At 58.6% G+C, this 23,430-nt stretch carries 28 protein-coding genes and 2 tRNA genes; 4 read left to right on the forward strand and 26 right to left on the reverse strand.

Translation table 11 applies throughout. The annotated features are described in order from the left end of the window. The first annotated feature begins 185 nt into the window (after positions 1–185). On the forward strand, positions 186–1,199 hold the full coding sequence (locus tag A6764_RS13030; protein ID WP_065066293.1) for a stalk domain-containing protein: 1,014 nt from the start codon (positions 186–188) through the stop codon (positions 1,197–1,199). 52 nt (positions 1,200–1,251) lie between these two features. Here A6764_RS13030 and A6764_RS13035 read toward each other — a convergent pair. The 9 genes from A6764_RS13035 to A6764_RS13075 form a co-directional block, all read right to left on the reverse strand. Further along, positions 1,252–1,328 (reverse strand) — tRNA-Pro (locus A6764_RS13035). Between the two features lie 320 nt (positions 1,329–1,648). Then, a tRNA-Pro gene (locus A6764_RS13040) sits at positions 1,649–1,725 on the reverse strand. 80 nt (positions 1,726–1,805) lie between these two features. After that, on the reverse strand, positions 1,806–2,372 hold the full coding sequence (gene folE, locus A6764_RS13045; RefSeq protein ID WP_029099596.1) for a GTP cyclohydrolase I FolE: 567 nt from the start codon (positions 2,370–2,372) through the stop codon (positions 1,806–1,808). Positions 2,373–2,535: 163 nt separating this feature from the next. Continuing rightward, on the reverse strand, positions 2,536–2,808 hold the full coding sequence (locus A6764_RS13050) for an HU family DNA-binding protein (RefSeq protein ID WP_029099595.1): 273 nt from the start codon (positions 2,806–2,808) through the stop codon (positions 2,536–2,538). Between the two features lie 255 nt (positions 2,809–3,063). After that, on the reverse strand, positions 3,064–4,542 hold the full coding sequence (spoIVA, locus tag A6764_RS13055; RefSeq protein ID WP_029099594.1) for a stage IV sporulation protein A: 1,479 nt from the start codon (positions 4,540–4,542) through the stop codon (positions 3,064–3,066). A 280-nt stretch (positions 4,543–4,822) separates the two neighbouring features. Further along, positions 4,823–5,548, reverse strand: coding sequence for a hypothetical protein (locus tag A6764_RS13060; RefSeq protein WP_065066292.1), 726 nt, complete (start codon positions 5,546–5,548; stop codon positions 4,823–4,825). Positions 5,549–5,566: 18 nt separating this feature from the next. Further along, on the reverse strand, positions 5,567–5,911 hold the full coding sequence (locus A6764_RS13065) for a 2Fe-2S iron-sulfur cluster-binding protein (RefSeq protein ID WP_044898452.1): 345 nt from the start codon (positions 5,909–5,911) through the stop codon (positions 5,567–5,569). A 15-nt stretch (positions 5,912–5,926) separates the two neighbouring features. Continuing rightward, complete coding sequence (locus tag A6764_RS13070; protein ID WP_065066291.1) at positions 5,927–6,223, reverse strand: 2Fe-2S iron-sulfur cluster-binding protein; 297 nt, start codon at positions 6,221–6,223, stop codon at positions 5,927–5,929. 13 nt (positions 6,224–6,236) lie between these two features. Further along, on the reverse strand, positions 6,237–6,425 hold the full coding sequence (locus A6764_RS13075) for a DUF2768 family protein (RefSeq protein ID WP_029099590.1): 189 nt from the start codon (positions 6,423–6,425) through the stop codon (positions 6,237–6,239). Positions 6,426–6,561: 136 nt separating this feature from the next. Here A6764_RS13075 and A6764_RS13080 point away from each other — a divergent pair, with 136 nt between their 5' ends. Further along, positions 6,562–7,026, forward strand: a complete 465-nt coding sequence (locus A6764_RS13080; protein ID WP_035297828.1) for a hypothetical protein — start codon at positions 6,562–6,564, stop codon at positions 7,024–7,026. 119 nt (positions 7,027–7,145) lie between these two features. On the opposite strand, the gene A6764_RS13085 is transcribed toward A6764_RS13080, so the two are convergent. The 16 genes from A6764_RS13085 to prsW form a co-directional block, all read right to left on the reverse strand. Continuing rightward, on the reverse strand, positions 7,146–7,415 hold the full coding sequence (locus tag A6764_RS13085; protein ID WP_065066290.1) for a stage VI sporulation protein F: 270 nt from the start codon (positions 7,413–7,415) through the stop codon (positions 7,146–7,148). Positions 7,416–7,508: 93 nt separating this feature from the next. Next, positions 7,509–8,537, reverse strand: a complete 1,029-nt coding sequence (locus A6764_RS13090) for an NAD(P)H-dependent glycerol-3-phosphate dehydrogenase (RefSeq protein WP_035297830.1) — start codon at positions 8,535–8,537, stop codon at positions 7,509–7,511. Positions 8,538–8,594: 57 nt separating this feature from the next. Next, positions 8,595–9,200: a glycerol-3-phosphate 1-O-acyltransferase PlsY gene (gene plsY / locus A6764_RS13095; RefSeq protein WP_035297832.1), complete on the reverse strand. Its 606-nt coding sequence runs from the start codon at positions 9,198–9,200 to the stop codon at positions 8,595–8,597. A gap of 15 nt (positions 9,201–9,215) precedes the next feature. Then, positions 9,216–10,529 (reverse strand): ribosome biogenesis GTPase Der, encoded by a 1,314-nt coding sequence (gene der / locus A6764_RS13100; protein WP_065066289.1) that lies wholly within the window; start codon positions 10,527–10,529, stop codon positions 9,216–9,218. Between the two features lie 53 nt (positions 10,530–10,582). Next, complete coding sequence (locus tag A6764_RS13105; protein WP_029099584.1) at positions 10,583–10,765, reverse strand: capping complex subunit for YIEGIA; 183 nt, start codon at positions 10,763–10,765, stop codon at positions 10,583–10,585. Between the two features lie 4 nt (positions 10,766–10,769). Next, positions 10,770–11,675: a YIEGIA family protein gene (locus tag A6764_RS13110; RefSeq protein WP_065066302.1), complete on the reverse strand. Its 906-nt coding sequence runs from the start codon at positions 11,673–11,675 to the stop codon at positions 10,770–10,772. A gap of 5 nt (positions 11,676–11,680) precedes the next feature. Then, entirely contained in the window at positions 11,681–12,316 is a 636-nt protein-coding gene (locus tag A6764_RS13115; RefSeq protein WP_065066288.1) for a YphA family membrane protein, read from the reverse strand. A 66-nt stretch (positions 12,317–12,382) separates the two neighbouring features. Continuing rightward, on the reverse strand, positions 12,383–13,447 hold the full coding sequence (gene fni, locus A6764_RS13120) for a type 2 isopentenyl-diphosphate Delta-isomerase (protein WP_065066287.1): 1,065 nt from the start codon (positions 13,445–13,447) through the stop codon (positions 12,383–12,385). Positions 13,448–13,548: 101 nt separating this feature from the next. Continuing rightward, positions 13,549–14,721 (reverse strand): 30S ribosomal protein S1, encoded by a 1,173-nt coding sequence (gene rpsA, locus A6764_RS13125; RefSeq protein ID WP_029099580.1) that lies wholly within the window; start codon positions 14,719–14,721, stop codon positions 13,549–13,551. A gap of 156 nt (positions 14,722–14,877) precedes the next feature. Continuing rightward, entirely contained in the window at positions 14,878–15,474 is a 597-nt protein-coding gene (locus A6764_RS13130) for a lysophospholipid acyltransferase family protein (protein WP_029099579.1), read from the reverse strand. Continuing rightward, on the reverse strand, positions 15,471–16,142 hold the full coding sequence (cmk, locus tag A6764_RS13135; protein WP_035297839.1) for a (d)CMP kinase: 672 nt from the start codon (positions 16,140–16,142) through the stop codon (positions 15,471–15,473). Before cmk ends, A6764_RS13130 begins: the two co-directional genes overlap by 4 nt. A 147-nt stretch (positions 16,143–16,289) precedes the next feature. Then, positions 16,290–16,472, reverse strand: a complete 183-nt coding sequence (locus A6764_RS13140) for a hypothetical protein (protein WP_029099577.1) — start codon at positions 16,470–16,472, stop codon at positions 16,290–16,292. A gap of 25 nt (positions 16,473–16,497) precedes the next feature. Further along, on the reverse strand, positions 16,498–17,181 hold the full coding sequence (locus tag A6764_RS13145; RefSeq protein ID WP_065066286.1) for a flagellar brake protein: 684 nt from the start codon (positions 17,179–17,181) through the stop codon (positions 16,498–16,500). A gap of 116 nt (positions 17,182–17,297) precedes the next feature. Then, entirely contained in the window at positions 17,298–18,662 is a 1,365-nt protein-coding gene (gene ypeB / locus A6764_RS13150) for a germination protein YpeB (RefSeq protein WP_065066285.1), read from the reverse strand. Positions 18,663–19,068: 406 nt separating this feature from the next. Further along, the gene (locus A6764_RS13155; RefSeq protein ID WP_162836728.1) at positions 19,069–19,230 is read right to left on the reverse strand and encodes a hypothetical protein; all 162 of its coding nucleotides are present in this window, start codon (positions 19,228–19,230) and stop codon (positions 19,069–19,071) included. Positions 19,231–19,251: 21 nt separating this feature from the next. Next, positions 19,252–19,926, reverse strand: coding sequence for a glutamic-type intramembrane protease PrsW (prsW, locus tag A6764_RS13160; RefSeq protein ID WP_029099573.1), 675 nt, complete (start codon positions 19,924–19,926; stop codon positions 19,252–19,254). A gap of 87 nt (positions 19,927–20,013) precedes the next feature. Between prsW and A6764_RS13165 the strand changes: the two genes are divergently transcribed. Continuing rightward, the gene (locus A6764_RS13165; protein WP_065066284.1) at positions 20,014–20,982 is read left to right on the forward strand and encodes an asparaginase; all 969 of its coding nucleotides are present in this window, start codon (positions 20,014–20,016) and stop codon (positions 20,980–20,982) included. 109 nt (positions 20,983–21,091) lie between these two features. Here A6764_RS13165 and A6764_RS13170 read toward each other — a convergent pair whose 3' ends face one another. Next, positions 21,092–22,369, reverse strand: a complete 1,278-nt coding sequence (locus A6764_RS13170) for a Glu/Leu/Phe/Val family dehydrogenase (RefSeq protein WP_029099571.1) — start codon at positions 22,367–22,369, stop codon at positions 21,092–21,094. Positions 22,370–22,681: 312 nt separating this feature from the next. On the opposite strand from A6764_RS13170, the gene A6764_RS13175 reads away from it, so the two are divergent. Continuing rightward, positions 22,682–23,428, forward strand: a complete 747-nt coding sequence (locus A6764_RS13175; RefSeq protein WP_065066283.1) for a PIG-L deacetylase family protein — start codon at positions 22,682–22,684, stop codon at positions 23,426–23,428. The last annotated feature ends 2 nt before the right edge of the window (positions 23,429–23,430 follow it).

Genomic DNA, 23,430 nt, shown 5'->3' on the forward strand with positions numbered 1-23,430 from the left:
AACCTTTCCTCGCTTGTCTTCACCCCTCATTATAGGGAAGAAAAATCAGGAAGCCAATAGCCAATTTGCCAAAAGGAAGCGCCGCGGCGGCGACCGATTGAAAAAACTGGCGCGGACGCGAAACGAACGGACCCCTTTCCCTGTCTATACCAGTAAAGACAAGAAACCCGAAGGAGAATGTCCCCATGAAGCAAGGAAGATACCGCCTCGCCACCGTCGTTCTCGCTGCATGCATGAGCGGCTGGGCACCTTCCGCTTTTGCGGCCGCTGCCGACGCGCCGCTGACGATTCAGGTAAACGGTGCCGTCGTAGAGACGCCGGCCGGCATCCACGCAGCCGGCGACCAGTTGATGGTACCGCTTCGCTGGACATCCGAGCAGTTGGGCGCCACCGTGGAGTGGGAGCCGTCCGCCAGAGCCGTCATCATCAGCAGGCCGCCCGTGATGGCGAAACAAAAGATGCTCGATTCGTACCGGCAGGGTCTTACGCTCCAGAGTCCGGAAAAGGAGAAGCAGATGTGTCCGATCCCTGCCGGGGCCAGGCAGCTTCGTCTCCCTGACGGCGAGACCCGTCCCCTGGTGCTGCACCTGAAACAAACCGGGCAGGGGAGCAAACCGAAACTGACCGTATCCCAGGGGAACGACGGGTACGTCATCTACGACGCGGCGTTTCGCGACGGCCGCGTCTACGTCCTGCAGGACTGGCTGGAGGAGCTGTTCCACGCCCGCGTGCAGTACGACAAGACGGCCCGCACCCTGTCCATCCAGACGCCGCAGCCGGAAGCGATTGAGGAGCAGATTGCCGTGATTGAACAGCATCTCGTTCCGTCCACGCCTGACGAAGCGGTGATGCTGTGGGGACGCGGCGAACAGACGCGGAGCGGCGCCCTGCAGTACGCCGCCCTCTCACCCGAACTTCGCAAACAGTTGAACCGCATCCCGGACGAGATGAACTGGGTGACCGGCGTGTCCAGCCCCTGGGTCGGCCCGATTACCGTGAAGGAAAAGAAAAAGCTGAGCGAGACCGCCTTTGCCTATACCGTGACGTTCCCGGAGATCACGTCCGCAGGGCCTCCCTATCCGACAGCGACGGAGCAGTTTGTGGTAGAGCGGCTGTCCGCAAACGGGACGACCGGATGGTATATCACCGACATGGTGCAGGCCAGCCCGTACGGCCTTTTCAGCCCAAACGCTTCATGAAACCAAAAACGTCTCTGCCGGATGATCCCAGCAGAGACGTTTTTGGTTGAAATGGTCGGAATGCAGGGATTTGAACCCTGGACCTCACCCACCCCAAGGGTGCGCGCTACCGGACTGCGCCACATCCCGACGAAACATTCCTGAGTGGAACATCGCCTATTATAAGGGAACCACACCCATTCTGGCAAGAGAATCATGGAAAAAAAACGTGCGAAAGTATGCGTTCACGCAGGCCGATCCGTTTTACGCGACATTCGAACACGGCTGGGGCTTTTCCCCAATCGGGAGGTACGGCCATACCTCGCGCGGTCGTTTGTCCCCCCTACCGGCCCGGAAACCAACGTGCCGGAAGCCGGATCCTGCCGCGGCATGGCCGCGACCTGCACAAACAAAACGCCTCTCGTCCAATCGGATTGGCACGAGAGGCGTTCTTCCATGATAGAAGTAGATGGTCGGAATGCAGGGATTTGAACCCTGGACCTCACCCACCCCAAGGGTGCGCGCTACCGGGCTGCGCCACATCCCGACTGTACATCTGTACTATACAATATTTTAACCAGGGTGTCAATACCTTTCTGTCTCTTTTCTCTTTCCAAGTTATGCAAGTTATGTACGTATGAGGCTGAACACTTCCGCGCGCGCTGCCGCGTCATTCGCAAAGATGCCGCGTACCGCGGACGTCACCGTTTTGGAGCCCGGCTTTTTCACTCCGCGCATGGTCATGCACATATGCTCCGCTTCCACGACCACAACGACTCCGTGCGGGTCCAGCTTGCGGACGATTGCGTCAGCTACGGTCGACGTAATGCGCTCCTGCAGCTGCGGTCTGCGGGCTACCGCTTCGACGGCCCGGGCCAGTTTGCTCAAGCCCACCACACGGCCGCCGCGAGGGATGTACGCGACATGAGCCTTGCCGAAGAAGGGCACAAAATGGTGTTCGCACATGGAGTAGAACGGAATGTCCTTCACCAGCACCATCTCTTCGTGATCTTCGCTGAACACCGTCTCAAAGTACTCTTCTTCGTTTATTCTCATGCCTTCAAACACTTCTGCATACATCTTCGCCACCCGTTTGGGCGTATCCAGCAATCCGTCCCGATCCGGATCGTCGCCGATCGCTTCGATGATCATGCGGACCGCCTGCTGAATTTTCTCCAGATCGACCTCTTTCATGTCAAAACCTCCCTCTCCTGCGGATGAAACAAGCCCATCTTATCACATTCCCCTGAAAAAAACAAAACGATCCGCATATCGCGAAGCATCTGAGAACGTGAAAAAAATCCACATTTCATCAATGTGGATTTTTATGTAAGTGTTTCGTTAACCGATGTAACGATTACTTGATGGAGTCCTTGAGTTGTTTACCAGGCTTGAATGCCGGTACCTTGCTGGAAGCGATCTCGATCTCTTCGCCGGTTTGCGGGTTGCGACCTTTACGAGCCGCACGCTCGCGAACTTCGAAGTTACCGAAACCAATCAGTTGAACTTTCTCTCCGTTTTTCAGTGCTTCCGCAATTGCGTCAAGAACTGCATCAACAGCTTTTGTTGCATCTTTCTTGGTCAGTTCGGTGGTCTCAGCCACTTTTGCAATCAGTTCTGTTTTATTCATTTCTTGTTCACCTCCCCTCAATGTACGCCACATCGTTGGTATTACTACTTTTCTTAACCGAATCCAATCGTTTTATACACACGATTGGGTGTTTTTACCGCTCTGACAAGCTTATAGTAATACACCATCCTTGTAAATTCAAGCCCCCTCCTGTCGAATTTAAGCGAAATCCAAGAAAAAAAGGCTTCCCGTCCCGCCGGGAGCCTCTGTTTGCCCTGCTTTTCGTAGGACTTAACGCCCGCTTTTTCCAGTGTCTTATAGAATGATCGCGATGAGTCCGCCCGATCCTTCGTTGATGATCCGCCCCAAGGTCTCCTGCAGCTTGTAGCGGGCGTTGTCCGGCATCATCGTGATCTTGGCCTGGATCCCTTCCCGCACGATCGAATGCAGCGAGCGGCCAAAGATGTCCGAGTTCCAGATCGACAGCGGGTCTCTGTCGAAGTCCTGCATCAGATAGCGGACCAGTTCTTCGCTCTGCTTTTCGGTGCCGATGATCGGCGCGAATTCCGACTCCACGTCGACGCGAATCATGTGAATCGACGGAGCCGTCGCTTTCAGGCGGACGCCGAAACGGGGCCCCTGCCGGATCAGTTCGGGTTCGTCCAAGGTCATCTCATGCAGCGACGGTGCGGCGATGCCGTAGCCGGTCGTCCGGACCATGTGCAGCGCCTCCGCCACCTGGTCGTATTCCCGCTTGGCATGGGCAAATTCCTGCATGATTTTCAGCAGGTGATCCTTGCCGTTGATTTCGACGCCGACGATTTCCATCAGGATGCGGTCGTACAGTTCGTCCGGCGCGTACAGGTCGATCTCGGCAATCCCCTGCCCCATGTGCATTCCGGCCAGCGATGCCCGCTCCACAAAATCGTACTCGTTGAAATAGCTGACGACTCGGTCCACGTCGCGCAGGCGGCGGATGTCCTTCACCGTCTCCCGCACCGCTTCTTCGTAGTTTTGACGCAGCCAGTGTCCATTTTCCAGTACCATTACCCAACTGGGCAGGTTCACGTTTACCTCGTGCACAGGGAATTCGAACAGCACTTCCCGCATCAAGAGCAGGATTTCGTGTTCCGTCACGTTGTCGACGGAGAGGGCCAGCACCGGCACGTCGTATTTCTCCTGCAGCTCCAGCCGCAGGTTTTGCGCTTCTTCCGAACGGGGACGGGTGGAGTTGACCAGGATGACAAACGGCTTGCCCACTTCCTTCAGTTCGGCCACGACCCGCTCTTCCGCTTCGATGTAACCGCTGCGGGGAATCTCCGCGATGCTCCCGTCCGTGGTGACGACAATCCCGATGGTGGAGTGTTCCTGGATGACCTTGCGCGTTCCCACTTCCGCCGCTTCCTCGAATGGAACCGGCTCCTCGTACCACGGCGTGTTGACCATGCGCGGGCCGTTTTCGTCTTCAAATCCCTTCGCGCCCTGCACGGTGTAGCCGACGCAGTCAACGAGCCGAACGTTGATGCTGAGCCCTTCCGTCACGTTTACCTGTACGGCCTGATTCGGAACAAATTTGGGTTCCGTCGTCATGATCGTTCGGCCGGACGCACTCTGCGGCAGTTCATCCGTGGCGCGTATCCGCTCTGCCTCCGACTGGATGTTGGGGATGACGACCTGTTCCATGAACCGTTTGATAAAAGTCGATTTGCCCGTCCGGACAGGTCCCACGACGCCCAGGTAAATATCCCCGCCCGTCCGTTCGGCAATGTCTTTAAAGATGTCGACTCGTTCCACCATCGATGACCTCCTTCTATTTGTCTATTGATACACTATGACCATTTTTCCGAATTATCCCTGACCGCCAGTATTTTCCCGATAATCTCGTACTAGAATCGTGGACAATACATGTATATGTGCGCTCCGGTCCGCTAGAACAAAAAAACCGCCCGGACGTGCGGAAGGACTCCCCCTGCCGGCCGCAGGCTGTGCAGCCGGGAAGCATCCGCATCGAGTCGGGCGGGATGTATGAACATGTGAGAAAGGCGGCCGCTTAACGGGCCGCCTTTGCGCCTCCTTACAGTTTCAGCAGGCGCGGTTCGCCGTTTACCATTTCGTAGGGAAACGACTTGGCCGGGACGAACATGGAATGCCGCGCCATCACATAGCGCGGGTCGGTATTTTCCTTGACCTCCGCTTTTGTGCTGCGCAGGACGTTGGCGATGTCGGCGGCGTAGTCGATGCCGACTTCACCTTTGGCGTTCATGACGAGCGGGAGCAGATAGCTGCCTACCGTCGACTGGACCTGCACGTCCTGCATGGACATCTTTTCGAAATCGATGGAATAATAGCCGTTGCCCAGATCCGCTCTGATCGGCAGCTTGTCGTAATTCCGCAGGAAGCGGTTGACGGCGCTCTGCACGTCGGCGACCTTGCTGACGGCGCCCAGATGGATCAGCCGAACGGTCGGCTTGGTTTCCACATCGATCAGCACGTACTTGTACACGCCGCCTTTTTCAAACGAGTTGCCCGGCGCATCCGGCAGGTATTTGGGCATCATTCTGCGAAAATCGATCTCGTACTTCTCGAAGATCGGCGTATCCAGCGGTTTCGTCACAATCGGAAGCACGCCCGTGTCCTTTTGGAACTGTTCCACCGCCTTTTGCGTCGCCTCCAGGTAAAATTCGCTGGGAATCTGGTTCTCCAGTTTCCGTTCGTCCGGATACAGACAGCCGCCCAACAGGGCAGACAAGACCGCCAGCATCACCGGCAGCCGCAACGTAGTGCGCCATGTTTGCCACATCACCTGTTACACCTCTTGCTACCATTCTTCTTCCTGGGCGCGCTGCGACTCCAGCGCCGCCCGCACGACCGACTTCCATCGGCTCTCCGGGATTCGCACCGTGCAGTCCTGCCCGGTCGTTTTCGCCTGACAGGCCAGCCGGATGCCTTTGCGCAAATCCTCTTCCGGCATCTTGCGCCGCTCCAACGGCGTCGGTTCGGACAATCTTCCGCTTTCCAGGACGATGCGGCACATCAGGCAGGAGGCGTGTCCGCCGCACCGCTGCGGGATGACGACCCGCGCCGCCTGGGCTGCGCTTGTGACCAATTGTCCCGGCCGCGTCTTTACGCTTTTTCCCGCGGGCAAAAACGTCAGTTTTCCCATGCTGTCAGCCCCCTGTCAATACGGGCGGTGAGCCAATGTCACACGCCCCTGTCTGACTATTTGGATTTGGCAGCCCAGACGGTACCCTTCCACGCGCTCTGCCTTGCGAAGCCGCAGCTTCTCCTCGTTTGTCACGTCATTGAGGCAGTCGGCTCCCTCCTGCACCAGCGTTCGGCACTGGGCGCAAATCCCCCGCTCGCAGGCGTATCCCCACCCCAGCTTGTGCCGTTTGGCGATGGACACGATCGTCACATCGGTTTCCACGGGCAGTTGATGGGTGCCGGTACGCGAGATCAATGTCAATTGCGCCATCGCTTGCCCTCCTTTATGCAAAAATCACGATCAGAATCATCACGAATACGGCCAGCAGCATCAGAAACGCGACCGTCTTCAGCAGGAACGACACCAGGCCGTTTTTGGTCTTCCGCGCATAGAGCACCATGAAATTGCAAACGAACATCAGCGCGATGGCGACAAGCGAGATGTTCATCTTGGTCATTGGATCGATAGGCATATGTACGACAGCATCCTCTTTTCCGTTTTTGAAACATTATACCATACTTCTTTTTCTGCCGCTCCCGTCCGGTGAACCTCATTCTGGACGTTCGCATAGACTATCGTGATGAATCCGCCTATTGGAGGGATGGCAGATGACCACACGGAAATGGCGTAATCCCTACGCCCCCATACCCAGCAAAAAGCTGAACGAGAAGGCGCAGGAGGTATCGCTCGCCGTCACGCCGCGCAAGGCCGTGCCGGAAGTCATCGACCTGCGCACGTCCGTCTCCCGGATGCGCAGCAACATCAAGGGGATCAGCAGCACGATCCGCCAGGTCGAAGAAACGATGGATACGCTGTACGGCGCGATGCAAATCTTCGAAAGACTGGGAAAACGCTCTGCGGATGCGGAGACTGCGGAAAAGCCGGCCGGCAAACGGCAGTCTGCAGAGACAAGCAGCCCGGCCAACGAAGGGACGGAAGGCAGCAGCGGGGGCGGCAATCCGCTGGGGAACATCGACATCGGGCAGCTTCTCGGCCTGCTGCAGTCCCCGCTGGTGCAAAGCCTGCTGAGCCAGACGGCAAACGGAGCCGCGAAACGAAAAAAAGAGGGATGACATCCCTCTTTTTTTCTTGAATCTGTAGGCCAGCCATGTCCCTGTAGAGCCATGATTGTTCCTAGTCATACTGTATGACGATTTACGCAGCGGGGAACGGGCATAATCGCCCAATTCTCTTACTTCAGCAACTTGCCGAGCGAGGATAGGTCGTTGAGGTTGATCTCCTGGTTGCGGAACATCTGCACGACCTTGTCTTCCTGTTCCTCGTTCAACTTTTTGCCGCTCAGTGCGGCGAGCGATCGGATCACGTGGCGCAGTTTGGCTTCGTCTTCAAAGTCGCTGCGCGTGAATTGGCTGGCCAGCGCACGCAGCCTGCCCTCATCCACGTTTCCTCCCGCTTTTCCCTGCAAACGGTCCAAAAAACGACGCGACACGTTGTTGCTCATCGTTTCAGCTCCTCCTTACGGCCTTAGGCGTTACAGCCACATCATTAACGTATGTGCGGGAGCCTAAAAAGGTGAGCGAACGCCTACGCGTCTTTACACGCCGAAAGGACCGAGGTACTCCATCTCGCGCGTGCGGCCGCGTCCCATCAGTTCTTCCACGCCCTGTCGGGGCGACTTGCCTTCAAACAGAATGCCGTACAGCACCGAGGCGATCGGCATGTCGACCTGTTTGCGGCTGGCCAGGGCGTACGCAGCTTTGGTCGTGCGCACGCCTTCCACCACCATGCCCATCTGCTGCAGCACCTCGTCCAGCGGTTTGCCCTGGCCGAGCAGATAGCCGGCCCGCCAGTTGCGGCTGTGCTTGCTGGTGCAGGTGACGATCAGGTCGCCCACGCCGGCCAGTCCGGCAAACGTCAGCGGCATGGCCCCCAGCTTGATACCGAGCCGGGTAATTTCCGCCAGGCCGCGGGTGAGCAGCGCCGCTTTGGCGTTGTCGCCAAATCCCAGCCCGTCGGACATCCCCGCTCCCAGCGCGATGATGTTTTTCAGCGCGCCGGCGATTTCCGCCCCGACCAGGTCAGAGTTGGTGTAGACACGGAAATACGTGTTCATGAAAAGGTCCTGCGCCCGCAGCATGCAATCCTCGCTGGCGGAAGCGACCACCACCGTGGTCGGCGACCGGCGCACCACTTCCTCCGCGTGGCTCGGTCCGGTCAGCACAACCAGCCCTTTGCTGATGGGCTCGGGCACTTCCTCGCCGATCACCTCCGACATGCGCTTCAAACTCTCCAGCTCAAAGCCTTTGGCGGCGTGAATCAGCAGCACGTCCGGGCGCAAAAAGGGCGCAAGCTCGCGCGTCACCTGCCGCATCGCGTGCGACGGGACGGCCAGCAGCACCACCGGTTTGTCCGACACGACCTCCCGCAGATCGACAGACGCGCGAATCCCGGGCGAGAGCGTCACGCCCGGCAGGTACTTTTCATTGGTATGACGAGTGTTGACCTCGTCGGCGAGTTTCGGATCGCGCACCCAGACGTTCACGCGATGGCCGTTGTCCGCCAACACCGAGGCCAGCGCCGTACCCCAACTGCCGGCGCCGATAACGGCAACATCCTGACTCAAATGATCCCCCTCCACTTTTCCATGTTCCCATGCGATGTGTATCCGGGCACGCCTGCCCTACTGCAGATTGCGCTGGGACGGTTCCCCCAGCTTGCGCTCTCTGCCTGCAAGAAGATTTTGGATATTGTCGTAATGGCGGACGTAGGCGAAGACGGCCAGGGCCACGCTGACCCAGACGAACGCCATGTCCTTGGAGAGCAAAAACAGACACACCGGCAGGAGTGTCACAAACACGAGCGATCCCAGCGACACATATCGCGTCACGGCAATGACCAGTACCGTGATGATGACTGTGATGAGAAAGGCCAAAGGAGAGAAGCCCAGTGCCACGCCCAGCGTGGTGGCGATGCCCTTCCCCCCGCGAAATCCGAAAAAAACGGGCCAGTTGTGCCCGACGATGGCAAACAGGCCGGACAGCGCGTACGCCGTCGGATCGCCGTTTGTCAGCAGGTGTGTGATGCCCATCGCGGCCAGCCCCTTCAGCGCGTCCAGGACCAGCACGGCGATGGCCGGTCCTTTCCCCAGAACGCGCAGGGTATTGGTCGCGCCCGCGTTTCCGCTGCCGTGGGAGCGAATGTCAATGCCCGCGATCTTTTTGGCGATAAGATAGCTGAAGCTGATCGATCCGATCAGGTAACTGATCACCCAGGACAAAAACACCATGGTTGTTTCCTCTCCCTATGTTTTTTTGCGCGTCCAGATCCGGATCGGCGTGCCTTCGAAGACAAACGCCTCCCGTATTTTGTTTTCAATGTAACGCTCATAGGAGAAATGCATCAGTTCCGGGTCGTTGACAAACAGAATGAACGTCGGCGGTTTGACGGCCGCCTGCGTCGCGTAGTTGATCTTCAGCCGCTTGCCCCGGTCGGACGGCGGCGGCGTCATGATCGTCGCGTCCGTGATCAGGTCGTTCAGCACCGCCGTGGAGACGCGCATCGAATGCGCTTCCGCCACCTGGTTGACTTTCGGCAAAATCGTGTGAATCCGCTGCTTGGTCTTGGCCGAGACGAACAGGATCGGCGCGTAGTCCAGATACTTGAACTCTTCCCGGATCAGCTCCGTGAACCGCAGCATCGTCTTGTCGTCCTTTTCAACCGCGTCCCATTTGTTAACGACGATAATCACGGCGCGGCCCGCTTCGTGGGCGTAGCCGGCGATCTTCTTGTCCTGCTCGATAATGCCTTCTTCCCCGTTCAGGACAACCAGCACGACATCCGACTCTTCGATGGCCTTCATCGCCCGCATCACGCTGTATTTTTCCGTCGTTTCGTACACCTTGCCCCGTTTGCGCATCCCGGCGGTGTCGATCAGAATGTAATGCTGTCCGTCGCGCTCAAACGGCGTGTCGATGGCATCCCGCGTCGTGCCGGCCACATCGCTGACGATGACGCGCTCTTCGCCCAGGATGGCGTTGGTGAGTGAAGATTTCCCTACGTTGGGCCGTCCAATGATGGCGATGCGGATTACGTCGTCGTCCCGCTCTTCTTCCTCTCCGCCCGGGAAGTGCTTCACCACCTCTTCGAGCACGTCGCCCAGGCCAAGCCCGTGACTGCCGGAAACGGGGAACGGATCGCCCAGTCCCAGCGTGTAAAAGTCGTAAATGTCAGCACGCATGTCCGGATTGTCGATCTTGTTGACGATCAAAACGATCGGCTTCCCGGTGCGGTTCAGCATGCGCGCCAGTTCCTGATCGGCATCGGTTACGCCGGCGCGGCCGTCGGTCACCATCAGGATGACGTCTGCCTCGTCGATGGCCAGCTCCGCCTGGTGGCGCATTTGCGTGAGAATTGCGTCCGTCTCACCAAATTCGATGCCGCCGGTGTCGATGACGTGGAAGTAGCGGTTCAGCCATTCCCCCTTCCCGTACAGGCGGTCGCGGGTCACGCCCGGCTTGTCCTCCACGATGGCGATGCGCTCGCCGACCAATCGGTTAAAAATCGTGGACTTGCCCACGTTGGGTCTACCCACAATGGCTACCACTGGCAATCCCATAGTTGACAACACTCTCTCTCATATCTGTTTTGACTAGCTAATCATACCACACTCTACTTGTGACGAACAACGATCAGGGTCTCGTCATCCAGTTCGTGCACCATCGCGTCCAGCACTTTTTCCAGCGTAAACGCCGTCTGCTGCATTCGCTCCCGGCTGGGGACGACGAAAACGGGAACGCCCCCGGCGACGTGCTCTTTGTTGGTGGTGACCACCGCTACGATCCTGGCGGACATGGCCCTACCCTCCCTGTTCGACTGGAGGTGCCTCTTTCGGCATCCGATAGACGCTCTCCAGAATCGGCACCGCTTCGATGACCGCTTTGGCCCGCTCGTGACTGCGCACCTGCGGCAGCAAAAACACGCCCAATCGGCCCGTCTCCAGATCCCGTTTCACCAGCGGCGTGAGCGACGGCTCTCCCTCGTCGGTAAACACGCCCATCTGCGTCGCCACGTCGTGCAAAATCGCCTGCCGCTGCCCCGGATGGGCAATCGAGACGGTGGCGTTGTCATCCTTGGGCACCAGAATGAAGCCCATGCCCCGTTTCTGGATGAGCTCCTGGGCGTTTGTCAAGCCGACGTTCATGATGTAAATGTCGCCCACGTACAGGTCTTTCCCCTCCACCCGAACCTCCGCCGGCTGTACTTCTACAATGCTGGCGAGCGTTTGGCCGGATTTGAGCAGGCGCGAGATGACCAGTGCCGCGATCCCCACCAGGCAGCCTCCCCACCAGTTGAACAGCACGGTGGCAAACGTCGTCACCAGCGAGGTGAAGATGACCAGGTAGTTGCGCCCTTCAAACACCATCGCAATCCCCTCGATGTACGGCCCGCCCCGGGGGACCAGCTCCCGCTTGTCGATCTCCGTGAGCGTCGTCCGCTCCATGTTGCGGACATCGCGAAACTGTTGGGCCGCCACGGTCAGAAACGTGACGGCGGTGTAGTCCTGCTTCAGCAGCGACGGCACGGCCAGCGACCCCAGCGCGGACGCGATGACGCCGAGGGAAATGTGGATGATCTTGCCGTGGGGAAAGGTCGGATACTGCCGGTAGTCGGTGCGAAGCAGGTACAGCCGGCAGAGAATGCCGAAACCCAACCCGAGCGCCAGCGGAATGACATACTCATTGGCAAACAGTTCTCGAAACATCGGCATCACCTGTGCGTATCGGAATGGGACGATTCTGTCTCCCGGTATCCAAACAGCCGTCTGGTCGCCGCCAGCAACGAACCGGTCAGGGTCCAGAGCGAGGCAGCGCTCCACAGCAGATCCTGGGCATATCCGCCGCCGATCTCGCCGGTCCCCGACAGCCTCCACACATAGAGCGCGTACAGCACATCGGCGGCGGGAAGGGAAACGGCGAGCAAATAGAGGCGGGCCAGTCCGCTTCGGGCGATGGCGAACACGGCCAGCACCGCTGCCGCCGGCAGGAGAACCGCTTCGTCCCACACCTGCAGAACCGGGTCGGTAAAAAAGAGCCAGCGCAGCCAGAACAGCGTCATGCCAACAGCGGCTCCGGCCAGCAAATGGAGGCGGCGCTTGTCTTCGGCCAGCCGGCCGTACAACCAACCGCCGCAGAGAAGAGGCAGAATCGTTCCGCTGAGGCTGACCTGCAGGGGAAGAAACGTGAGCTGCCAACTGACAAACGTGCAAACGAGAAACGCGGCGAGCACGGCCAGGGTGCCCGCGCGCGTCAGGCCCCAGCGCTTCAGCGGCCGGTCGAAACTGCCCATCCAGACGAGACAGAGAAAACACCACTGGATGAGGATCGCAAGCGTTCCCTCGTTCATGTCCATCTCCTCACGTTGCGGGTGTCTTCCAAAGTATGCCTCATCCGGCGGCCTTTCATGAGTGTATCAGAGCGGCTCCTCGTCCCGCCGGGCGTAGCGCTCCGGTTCGCGGCCGCGCAGCCGCGCCCGCTCTGCCGTCATCCCCGTGATCAATACCGGAATCCGCCGCAAATCGGCCGGCTCCGCCGCACCCAGTGCCGTCATCGCCACCCGCAGTTGATGATGCCAGGCGTCGACAGCAGCGAGGCACGCCTCCAGCGTCTCGTGTGTCACCAGGCGCAAGAGGGCGCCCGCCACGCCCACGGCGGAAGCGCCCAATGCCAGCGCCTTGGCCGCATCCAGCCCGTGCCGGATCCCGCCTGTTGCGATCAGACGGACGCCATCCAGGCGGCAGGCATCCGCTTCCAGCAAGCTCTCCGGCGTCGACAGCCCCCAGCTTTCAAACATCGGCAGCGGCGCTGGATGGCGCTGATTCTCCACTTTTGCAAAATTGGTGCCGCCCCTGCCGCCTACGTCGATGATCGAGACACCGGCGGAAGCCACCTGCTCGATCGAACGGCGGGACATGCCAAACCCCACTTCCTTGACGATCACCGGAACGCCGACCGCCTCGCGAATCGCCCGAATCCGTTCCAGATAGCCGGTAAAATCGCGGTCTCCCTCCGGCATCAGCAGTTCCTGCATGACGTTGAGATGAATCTGCAGGCCGTCGGCGCGAATCATCTCCACCGCGCGCTGCGCCTGTTCCACCGTCGCTTCCGCCCCCAGGTTGGCAAACACGATGCCGTCCGGGTTTTCCCGGCGCACCACCGCGTAGCTCTCCACCACGGCCGGATCGCGCAGCGCCGCCATTTGCGACCCTACGGCCATCGCCAGTCCCTTTTCCCGGGCGACGATCGCCAGCAGCCGGTTGATCTCAGTGGCGGCCGCCGCTCCCCCTGTCATCGCATTGATCAGGAAGGGGGACGAGAGGCGAAACGGCGGGAGGTCCGTCTCCAATTTCGTGTTACCATAAGATATATTCGGTAAACTGTTTGGCACAAACGACAGATCGTCCCAGGCGTTTCCCTTCTCGTCCGCCGTCGCCAACGCGTACTCGATGTGCTCCATTTTTCGCTTCGCTCGCTCCATGTCCGCCTCCCGTTCCACTGCTATCCCCGTCCGTCATGGGCAGCGCCCACAGCGGACCGGACCTGAAAAAAGGGATACGCCTGCGCGTATCCCCTCGGTTCTTACTTCAATTTTTCTTTCAGATCGCCGAACAGTTCGCCCAGCGTAACGCCCAGCGGCTGGTTGTTTTCCTGCTGGAACTGCTGCTGTTCCCGCTTGCTGGCGCGCTCCGCCTGCTCGGCGCGTTCCTCTTCGACGGCGCGAATGCTGAGGCTGACGCGCTGTTCGGAGGGAACGACATCCAGTACCTTCACCTGCACCTCTTGGCCTTCCTTCAGCACTTCACCCGGCGTAGCAACGCGGCGGTTGGCGATTTGCGAGATGTGCACCAGTCCCTCGACGCCCGGCGCGATCTCCACGAAAGCGCCAAAGGAGACGAGGCGTTTCACGGTACCGGTCACGACATCTCCCTGCTTGAACTGTTCGCCCACCTTTGCCCAGGGACCCGGCTGGGTTTCCTTGATGCTCAGGCTGATGCGCTCGTTTTCCTTGTCGACTTTCAGCACTTTCACCTGTACCTTGTCGCCTTCCTTGACGACGTCGGACGGTTTTTCCACGCGGTGCCAAGCCAGTTCGGACACGTGAACCAGTCCGTCTACGCCGCCGATGTCGACGAACACGCCGAAGTCGGTCATGCGCTGTACCGTTCCCTCCAGCACCTGGCCCGGCTGCAGGCGTTCCAGTACGGATTGTTTTTGCTGTTTCGCTTCTTCTTCCAGCACCGCTTTGTGGGACAGGATCACTTTGTTCTTGTCCTTGTCCATCTCCACCACTTTCAGCCGCAGCGTCTTCCCTTTGTAATCGGAGAAGTCTTCCACGAAGTAGCGTTCCACCATGGAGGCCGGAATGAAGCCGCGCACGCCTACGTCCACGACGAGACCGCCTTTGACCACTTCCTTGATTTCGGCTTCAATGATTTCGCCGGATTCCATTTTTTTCTCCAGGTCCGCCCACGCCGCTTCCATGGCGACGGCTTTCTTGGATACGACCAGCTCTTCTTTCTCGTCGTTCAGCTTCAGCACCTTTACGTCAAAGGTGTCGCCGACGGAGACCACGTCGGATACTTTCTCCACGTGCAGCGGAGAGAGCTCGCTGATCGGAATCAGGCCGTCGTATTTGTAGCCTACGTCTACCAAGGCCTGTTTGTCTTCCACCTTGGTGACGGTAGCCTTCACTACATCCCCTACGGAAATGGTTGTTGCATCCGTCAGGCTTACGTTGCTTTCTTCCATCATGAATAAAACCTCCTTAAATACCATCCAGTCCCATGCTGTCTAAAAAGAAGCGGGAGCAGTATATTTTTAACTACCGCCGGTAGGCTAGCAGTTAGTTGACAAGCCAAGAAGTTCCAGCAGAATTAGTATTCTACCCTTTGTTATTTCTATACCGCCTCACGATGAACGGTGCTGATCAAGCAGCGACTGAATGTGCGACATGATCAGGTCGGTGGTCTCCTTGAGGGTGTCGGACCCCGGTTTGGCTGTACGCTGGGCGGATAAGTCGATGGGCGCGCCGTACACGATCTTGACCGGGCGGAACCACCTGTACGGGCCGACAATCGCCACCGGTATCACCACGGCCTCCGATTTCAGGGCAAACATGGCCGCTCCGGGCATGCCCGGTCCCAGTTTCCCCGTTTTGCTGCGGGTCCCCTCCGGAAAAATTCCGAAGATTTTTCCATCTTCCAGCAACTTGAGGGCCGTGCGGATGGCAGCGCGGTCGCCAGCCCCCCGCTTGACGGGAAAAGCGCCGAACTTGGTGATGAAGTAGGAGAGGACCGGGATGCGGAACAGCTCCTCTTTCGCCATGAAGTGCACCGGCCGGTCGATTCCCGCACCCAAAAGGGGCGGGTCCCACAGCGAGATGTGATTGGCGCAGAGAATAACAGGGCCTTCCTTAGGTATATGTTCCGCACCGATTACTTGCCAACGAAAGACGATGGAAAATATGGCGCGGAACAGGCCGCGGAAAAAACGATAAGTGCTCACTGTATCGACTCACCCGACCGTTCGCAAATTTTCAAGATTCGCTCCACGACCTGATCGATCGTCATCCCTGTCGTGTCCACCAGCACGGCGTCGTCCGCCTGGCGCAGGGGAGCCGCTTCCCGCTCCATGTCCCGTTTGTCCCGCTCGGCGATTTCCGCTTCCAGCGTGGCCAGATCGGTTTGGTGCCCCTTCGCCAGCAGTTCTTTCAACCGCCGCTCGGCACGCTCCCGGGTGGAAGCCGTCAAGAAGATTTTTACATCGGCATCCGGCAGCACGTGGGTACCGATGTCCCTGCCGTCCATGACGACGTTGCCGCCTGCTGCCATATGACGCTGCAGCACCAGCATCTGCTCCCGCACGGACGGGTAGCTGGCGACGATGGACGCGTACTGGCTCACTTCGGGCGTGCGGATCTGATCGGTGATGTCCTGACCGTTCCAGAACACGCGCTGGCTGTCGCGTTCCCGTTCGAGCCGGATTTCGCTTTCCCGCAGCAGTCCGGACACCGCCGCTTCGTCGTCGATCGGGACGCGGTTGTTCAGCACCGCCCACGCCAGCGCCCTGTACATCGAGCCCGTGTCGATATACAGGTATGCCAGCCGTTTCGCCACCTGCTGGGCAACGGTGCTTTTGCCCGCCCCGGCCGGACCGTCGATTGCAATGTTCATTCTGTTCTCACCTGCTATGTATGAAAGTCCTGGAAGAAAAGAAGAAAAATAGAAACAAGAAAAGCTTCTGTCGAAGCCCCTTTCGCGTCGTCGCCACTCTCTATGTTATCTTTAATAGTACCATAGTATGGAAGCATGCGCAAACCTTTAGGGCTGTCCCGGCACACCTTCCAGCCGGTGGGTCTCCACGAAAAAGGCGCGAACCGGTTCAAGCTCGATCAGCAGCTCCCCGAACGTCAGCATGATGAAGCTGATGGCGATCAGCGCGATGATTCCCTTTTCCACCCGCCGGGAGAAACGGCGATAGCGCTCGTTGAAGTCGTTGGCCATCGGGGTCATCCTTCCCTCGTTACCGTCAATCGAGTACACCCTTTTTCCGCAAATCAAGCTGCCGTTCGTAACAGGCGCGGACGATTTTGGCCCGGTCCGCTTCGCTGATCTGCACGAACTTCCCGGAGATCCACTGATGCAGCCCCTTTTCCTCTACGGGATGGCAGCGGACGATTTCCACTTCGGCATAGGCGTGCTGCACCTGTCCGGTTTTGCCGGGCAGGGACATCCACACCTGCAGCCGGTCTTTTTCCTGCAGCCGGTAGGATGCTGCGCACGTAAACGAGATGCCGCCCCCGCTCAGATCGATGGTCCGCGCGAGAAAATGGTAGCGCCGGATGGGGTCCGTCGTTTTGACGGCAATTTCCACCGCCGTGTTGATGCGCAGGTAATGGCGCCGCTGCGTTCGTTTGACCGCGTTTTTTTCCGGCAGCCTCATCAGCAGGACGGGAATGTTTTCGTTTTGCCTGCCGATTATGACAGTGCGGAACTCGTAACGGGTGCCGTCGTCCCCTATGTACCACACGTCGCATTCGGTCCCTGCGGGAAAGGGGCCGGTTCTACCCGTCTTTTCACTGGTCGGAAGCTCGATGACGACAATTTGCTCCTTCAGATCGGCGACCCGGGTCTTGAACGTCTGGCCCTTTCGCTTTTCGGAAGCGTGGACGAGGCTCAGGCGGAGTGTTTGTCCAATTCGTGGCAGCATCATGTACGGAACGTTCCCCCTTTTCTCCTCTCCTTTTTATTATAACCTGTTTTCTTTGGAAACGGCAAATAGGGAAAGCCGGACGTCCCCGTCTTTCCCTATTCGGCGGCGAGGGGGAATTATCCCGCTTCCCCTTCCGCACCGGTGTCCATTTTGACGACTTCTTCCTCATCTCCGGTCAGGGCGTTGATGTAAACCGTGTAGGTGCTGTTGTCATACGTCCCGGTGAGTTCCCAGCACAGCACGTCCTTGCCGTCGTTTTTGCTCTCGATCAAGGCCAGGCGCTGTCTCGTCACCTTGACGCCGGGATTCACCTTGGCCCTCGCCTCCTCCTTGGTCACGCGCGGCTCAGGCAGCTTGCGTGGCTTGTGATTGAACAGGTATTCGGTCGCATTGAACGCGATCACGGTGCCGTTGTCCAGCGCCGTTTTGACCGTGACCGCATCGGGGTTGAGGCGCACCCCGTTTTGCTCCGGCACGAAGGTAAAGATGCCGAGCCTGTCGTAGCTATCGCTCTCCGCCACCACCATGTCGCCGAAGCCGTGGGCACGCAAAAACTTGCGCGCGCTTGCCTCCGCTTCGTCCAGGCCGATGCGTTCTTCACCGACTTCCCGTTCGTTCATCAGCCAGGCGACCTTCCCGCCCCGCTTCGTCACATCCATATTGATCGGGGCGCCCGCTTTCTTGGAGGTAATCCGGACACTGTAGGCGGAGTACCCTTCGGCCTTGCCGTTTTCGTCCACCTCGACCTTGGCTTCCGCGGGACTCAGTCCCGTAAATTCCAGCGCGATCCGCTTCGCCTCTTCCTTGTTGATCGGCTTTCCGTCGATCCCTTTGATCCGCTGCTTCTTTTTTGTTTCCATGCTTCGGATGCCGACGCCCCAGTCGATCTCGGGGTTCTCTGACATGTTTTTTTCAATTGTGCGGAACCCGTCGATAATCGTATTGTCTGACTTTTTGTCGTCTGAAGCCAGCGCCGTCTCCACGTCCATCCACCGCAGCTGTTTGGTAAACACATTGGCCTGCACGTGGCGAAGCTGGTTTTGGATGTTTTTGGAGTGTTTGTGCAGGTCTTTCAGCGTCTGGTACTCCTTCTTTGTCAGCGGCTCCTTTTCCAGATCGCGTACCGCCACCCTGTACGAAAAGTCGGCGACGCGGGACAAAAACGCTTCCGTGTTGTTGAACGGCATCAAGGTCAGCGGCAGCTGGCCGACGTCGGACTGGGCGGCGTTGGCCAGCCGCCAGACGTTGGTGAGGCATGGGGTCATCTGCCTGCGGGTGTTGATTACCAGCGATTTGCCCAGTTCGTCATGCAGGTTGTCGATGTGGTAGTTCAGCTCGTGAAAGGCACGCTGATACTGGTTTTCCGCCTTGATCAAAATCGAGTTCTTCTCGTTGTGCTCCTGATAGCCCCACACCCCGGCGCCGACGAGCGCAACCAGGGCGACGGGAAAGAGGACGCGCGCCACTGTTCCGTATACCATTTTTCATCCAATCCTCCCTTCACCAATTCCAGCCGCTCTGCTGGCGGCAAAAGCTGTGCCTGTCAATCCGTTTGACCTGCGGTCCGCTTCCCCCTTCGCTAACGAGACGCTTTCCGCTTCAGTCCCGCCGGCCTTTCGAGAAAACCATCCCCTGCCGCCAGCGCAGGCCCTGTCGCAATCAGCTTCGTTCGCACGGTTTGCATCCCCCTTGGCACGTAATGAAATCTTTGCATAGTGTTAGTGGAGCGAGGGTGGATTATGCATTTCCGTACGGAAAGTTGAAGCGTGTGGAGACAGTAAAAAAGAACCGGCGTTTGCCGGTCCCCGTTGCTTGCGGCAGGGCTTCACCCCGCCGTCGTTCCATATGTTCGCCCCCGCCCGGCGCCGAGGCAAAGGGGGCGCCGATTCAGGGTTCTTCCTGAATGCTGAAATGCTTGTCGTTGTCGCACAGGCACTGCTTGAAGCCGGTGTCCACACCGCCGCTGGGGTCTTTACGGCCGCGAAGGGTGAAGGTTTCTCCGCATACGTTGCAGCGTATCGTCACTTTTGCTCGTCGGCTTTTTGGCACGATGACTCTCCTCCTCACGTCCTAGTGTGGACGGGAGGTGAGCGTTTTAGAACCGAAATCGTGGGCGCGCTGCACTTTTTTCAAGCCCTGCCACCACAGGACTGCCATGAACGGAACGATGAGCAACAGCCAGTGCTGGGTGGCGAGAAAAATGGCGTTGTAGACCGCGTGAAGCCCGATCGGCAGTCCCACCGAGATCCACAGGTACCTGACTTCCTTGCCCGCCTGGCCGGAAAATTTCGCCCGGCCGAGATAGTACCCCATCCAGACGGCGAAGAGCGCGTGGCTCGACACGGGCAAAAGCGCGCGCCACAACGCGATGTCCACCCCGTTGATGACGAGGTAGAACAGGTTTTCCAGCGTGGCGAAGCCCAGCGAGACCGCCACTGCGTACACGATGCCGTCGTACGGCTCGTCAAACTCCACATGCTTGTATGCGGTAAAATAGACGACCATCCATTTGAAAAACTCTTCCACCACCGCGGACTGCACCACGCCGGCGACGAATTCGCTCCGCCAGTTCCACTCCGTCTGCATGATGTATTGCAGGACCATCACCGGGAACACAAGCAGAACGCCAAAAATAAATGTCCGGATGACCATCGAGACGGGCTCCGGCTGAAGATTGTCGCGCAGGTAAAAATAACTTAAAATGGCAATACCGGGGGCAATGGCCGCTCCGATGACAGCAATCATCTGCGTATTGCTCCTTTACACAAGACTAACACTCATCGTACCATGAATACTGCTTGATTGAAAACCCGCTACAGGAGAGACGGCACCATGAAAAAGATTCTTGTGATCAATACAGGCGGCACCATCGCCATGTCCGTCGACGCGTCCGAGCGCGTCAAGCCGCTGGACGATCAGGCCGTGGAGAGAATTCTGCCCTTTTTGCAGCGGTATGCAGACGTGACGATGGTCAACTTTTTGAATTTGCCAAGTCCCCACATCACGCCCGCCGTGATGAACCAACTGCGTCTCTTTATCGAACAGGAGCTGAACCAACACGGCTACGACGGCGTGGTCGTGACGCACGGTACCGACACATTGGAAGAAACGGCCTACTTCCTTGACATCACCCTGCCGGTGACGGTACCCGTCGTGGTGACCGGCGCCATGCGAAGCAGCAACGAGTTGGGCGCAGACGGCCCGGTCAACCTGATTTCCTCCGTGCGTGTGGCGGCCGATCCGCAAAGCCGCGACAAGGGCGTTCTGGTCGTGTTTAACGACGAAATCCACGCCGCCCGCCACGTGACCAAAACGCATACCAGCAACGTGGCCACCTTCCAGTCGCCGGCGTACGGCCCGATCGGCACCATCTCCAAAAAAAGCGTCAACTACCACCATGCTCCCCTGGTTCGCGAGCACTATGCGATCGAGCATGCCGATGCCAACGTGCCGCTGATCAAAGCGGTCGCGGGGATGGACCCGAACTGGCTGGGCTTTCTCTTGGAGCAGCCGGTGGACGGCCTGGTGGTGGAGGCGTTCGGCCTGGGCAACCTGCCCCCGGCGGTCGTGCCGGTACTGCGCCAACTCTTGGACAAAGGGGTGCCGATCGTCCTGGTGTCCCGCTGTTACAACGGCCAGGTACAGGACGTGTACGACTACGAGGGTGGCGGCCGCCAACTGAAAGAGCTGGGCGTCGTCTTTTCCAACGGTCTGAACGGCCAGAAAGCCCGCATCAAGCTGATGGTGGTGCTGCAGCAGACGCGCGATTTTGGCGAACTGCAGCGCTTGTTCGAGCAGTAAACAGCAGCTCCTGCAGGCGGTCAGCGCTCGCAACATCACCGCAAGAAAAAACCTCCTTGGTCTGACCAAGGAGGTTTTGTTCATGTCAAATGCGTTTGAACGGATTGCCTTACACCCAGCCGCGGAAGCGGGACGCTTCGGCCATCTTGCGCACGCCCACCATGTAGGCGGCCAGGCGCATGTCGACGCGGCGCGTTTGGGCCAGCGAGTACACGTTCTCGAACGCTTTTACCATCACTTTTTCCAGTTTCTCCTGCACTTCTTCTTCGGACCAGTAGTAGCCCTGGTTGTTCTGTACCCACTCGAAGTAGGAGACGGTTACACCACCGGCGCTTGCCAGTACGTCGGGTACCAGCAGGATGCCGCGTTCGGTGAGGATTTTGGTCGCTTCAAGCGTGGTCGGGCCGTTGGCTGCCTCCACCACGATTTTGGCTTTGATGTTGTGAGCGTTGGCGGCAGTGATCTGGTTTTCGATCGCAGCCGGAACGAGAATGTCGCAATCCAGCTCAAGCAGTTCTTTATTGGTAATCGTATTGGTAAACAACTTGGTAACCGTACCGAACGAATCGCGGCGGTCCAGCAGATAATCGATGTCCAACCCGTTCGGATCGTACAGGGCACCGTAAGCGTCGGAGATGCCGACTACTTTCGCACCCGCATCGTGCATGAACTTGGACAGGTAGCTGCCGGCGTTGCCGAAGCCCTGCACGACCACGCGCGCCCCTTTCAAGTCGATGCCGCGGCGTTTGGCCGCTTCGCGGATGCAGATGGTTACACCTTTGGCCGTCGCCGTTTCGCGTCCGTGCGAACCGCCCAGCGCGATCGGCTTGCCCGTGATGAATCCAGGCGAGTCGAACTCGCGGATGCGGCTGTACTCGTCCATCATCCAGGCCATGATTTGAGAGTTGGTGAAGACGTCTGGTGCCGGAATATCTTTCGTCGGTCCCACGATTTGGCTGACCGCACGAACGTAACCGCGGCTGAGGCGCTCCAGCTCGCGGAAAGACATTTCACGAGGATCGCAGATGATTCCGCCTTTCCCGCCGCCGTACGGCAGGTCGACGATGCCGGCCTTCAAACTCATCCAAATAGAAAGCGCTTTAACTTCATCCTCTGTAACGTCCGGGTGGAAACGGATGCCCCCCTTGGTCGGTCCAACTGCGTCGTTGTGCTGGGCACGATAGCCTGTGAACACCTTTACCTCCCCGTTATCCATGCGGACCGGGATGCGTACGGTCAGAACGCGCAGCGGCTCCTTCAGGAGTTCATACATCGATTCCTGGTAACCTAGTTTCTCCAGTGCTTCCTTGATCACCGTCTGGGTAGATTGCAGCAAGTTCATGCTCTCCTGCTTTTGTTCTTTCCCTTGGGTGTTTTCGGTTACCATTTCTTGATTACCCATTACATATTCACCTCAAAATAGTTGTCGGTAAACCCATCGTTTAGTATACACGCTTGTATCAGGGATGAGAAGATGAAAATTCCCATTTGTCTCCGAAAAGGCGTTACAGGCGTTCCTCCTGTCGCGGCGAGGCCCGCATCGTTCCCCGCCAAGAGGCGCATCATATGCGGAGCAGTACGGTTAGCGTGCCCGAAACGAAAGGATATTACCCTGCCGTACACCCGCGCGCATGTCAAATCGTCTGGGTTGTGCGATAATAGACGGCAGAGCAGCACGCTGACAGACGGAGGGGTTGTTATGGAACAAAAACATGTCCTGTTTGTGTTTGCCCATCCGGATGATGAGACGTTCACGTCCGGAGTGACGATTTGCAGGTACGCGCAGCAGCCGGACACAACCATTTCCCTGGTGTGCGCCACCCGCGGAGAGGCAGGCAAGGCGGGAGATCCGCCGCTGTGCACACCTGCCGAACTGCCGCTCTGCCGGGAGCGGGAACTGCGTGAGGCTTCGGCGATCCTGGGCATCGACAACCTGCTTTTCCTGGACTACGCCGACAAGCGGCTTTCCTCCGTGCCGACAGACGAACTGATCAGCCGCATCCAGGCCGCCATCGCCACCTATCAGCCGCAGGTCGTGGTGACGTTTGCGCCGCACGGCATCTCCGGCCATCCGGACCACCAGGCCATTTCCGAAGCGACGACGCGGGCCGTCAAGCAGCTTCCCCCCGGCACTTCGGTGCGCAAGCTGTACCATGTGACGCACGCGTCGGGCGAACACGTCGGTATGTTCGCGCCTCCCTACATGGATCCGTACGAAGCGATCACGACGGAAATCAGCGCGCCGGAGTACGCCCCGCAGGTGGCCCGGGCGCTTGCGGCTCACCGGACCCAGCACATGTCCGTGGAGCGTGTCTTCCCGGGCGTGCTGGCCGGCCGCCTCGAGAACGTCCGCACCGTGAATCACTTCATTCTCGTCTGGCACAACCTCAAGGGGTACGCGCCCGACAGCGCGGATAAGGAGAACGACCTGTTCGCCGGGCTGTAAAC

This window comes from Brevibacillus sp. WF146 (assembly GCF_001673705.2).
Taxonomy (GTDB): Bacteria; Bacillota; Bacilli; order Brevibacillales; family Brevibacillaceae; genus Brevibacillus; species Brevibacillus thermoruber.

Excerpts from the sequence above, each read along its gene's own strand:
- A6764_RS13165 (WP_065066284.1), top strand. The coding sequence starts at position 20,014 with ATGAAAAAGATTCTTGTGATCAATACAGGCGGCACCATCGCCATGTCC.
- A6764_RS13140 (WP_029099577.1), bottom strand. The coding sequence starts at position 16,472 with ATGGCCAACGACTTCAACGAGCGCTATCGCCGTTTCTCCCGGCGGGTG.
- prsW (WP_029099573.1), bottom strand. The coding sequence starts at position 19,926 with ATGATTGCTGTCATCGGAGCGGCCATTGCCCCCGGTATTGCCATTTTA.
- cmk (WP_035297839.1), bottom strand. The coding sequence starts at position 16,142 with ATGAACATTGCAATCGACGGTCCGGCCGGGGCGGGCAAAAGCACCGTT.
- plsY (WP_035297832.1), bottom strand. The coding sequence starts at position 9,200 with ATGGTGTTTTTGTCCTGGGTGATCAGTTACCTGATCGGATCGATCAGC.
- A6764_RS13105 (WP_029099584.1), bottom strand. The coding sequence starts at position 10,765 with ATGTCCGCCAGGATCGTAGCGGTGGTCACCACCAACAAAGAGCACGTC.
- A6764_RS13080 (WP_035297828.1), top strand. The coding sequence starts at position 6,562 with ATGACCACACGGAAATGGCGTAATCCCTACGCCCCCATACCCAGCAAA.
- A6764_RS13070 (WP_065066291.1), bottom strand. The coding sequence starts at position 6,223 with ATGGCGCAATTGACATTGATCTCGCGTACCGGCACCCATCAACTGCCC.
- ypeB (WP_065066285.1), bottom strand. The coding sequence starts at position 18,662 with ATGGTATACGGAACAGTGGCGCGCGTCCTCTTTCCCGTCGCCCTGGTT.
- A6764_RS13030 (WP_065066293.1), top strand. The coding sequence starts at position 186 with ATGAAGCAAGGAAGATACCGCCTCGCCACCGTCGTTCTCGCTGCATGC.
- folE (WP_029099596.1), bottom strand. The coding sequence starts at position 2,372 with ATGAAAGAGGTCGATCTGGAGAAAATTCAGCAGGCGGTCCGCATGATC.
- der (WP_065066289.1), bottom strand. The coding sequence starts at position 10,529 with ATGGGATTGCCAGTGGTAGCCATTGTGGGTAGACCCAACGTGGGCAAG.
- A6764_RS13170 (WP_029099571.1), bottom strand. The coding sequence starts at position 22,369 with ATGGTAACCGAAAACACCCAAGGGAAAGAACAAAAGCAGGAGAGCATG.
- A6764_RS13065 (WP_044898452.1), bottom strand. The coding sequence starts at position 5,911 with ATGGGAAAACTGACGTTTTTGCCCGCGGGAAAAAGCGTAAAGACGCGG.
- fni (WP_065066287.1), bottom strand. The coding sequence starts at position 13,447 with ATGGAGCGAGCGAAGCGAAAAATGGAGCACATCGAGTACGCGTTGGCG.
- A6764_RS13175 (WP_065066283.1), top strand. The coding sequence starts at position 22,682 with ATGGAACAAAAACATGTCCTGTTTGTGTTTGCCCATCCGGATGATGAG.
- rpsA (WP_029099580.1), bottom strand. The coding sequence starts at position 14,721 with ATGATGGAAGAAAGCAACGTAAGCCTGACGGATGCAACAACCATTTCC.
- A6764_RS13115 (WP_065066288.1), bottom strand. The coding sequence starts at position 12,316 with ATGAACGAGGGAACGCTTGCGATCCTCATCCAGTGGTGTTTTCTCTGT.
- A6764_RS13110 (WP_065066302.1), bottom strand. The coding sequence starts at position 11,675 with ATGTTTCGAGAACTGTTTGCCAATGAGTATGTCATTCCGCTGGCGCTC.
- A6764_RS13085 (WP_065066290.1), bottom strand. The coding sequence starts at position 7,415 with ATGAGCAACAACGTGTCGCGTCGTTTTTTGGACCGTTTGCAGGGAAAA.
- A6764_RS13050 (WP_029099595.1), bottom strand. The coding sequence starts at position 2,808 with ATGAATAAAACAGAACTGATTGCAAAAGTGGCTGAGACCACCGAACTG.
- A6764_RS13060 (WP_065066292.1), bottom strand. The coding sequence starts at position 5,548 with ATGTGGCAAACATGGCGCACTACGTTGCGGCTGCCGGTGATGCTGGCG.
- A6764_RS13145 (WP_065066286.1), bottom strand. The coding sequence starts at position 17,181 with ATGATGCTGCCACGAATTGGACAAACACTCCGCCTGAGCCTCGTCCAC.
- A6764_RS13075 (WP_029099590.1), bottom strand. The coding sequence starts at position 6,425 with ATGCCTATCGATCCAATGACCAAGATGAACATCTCGCTTGTCGCCATC.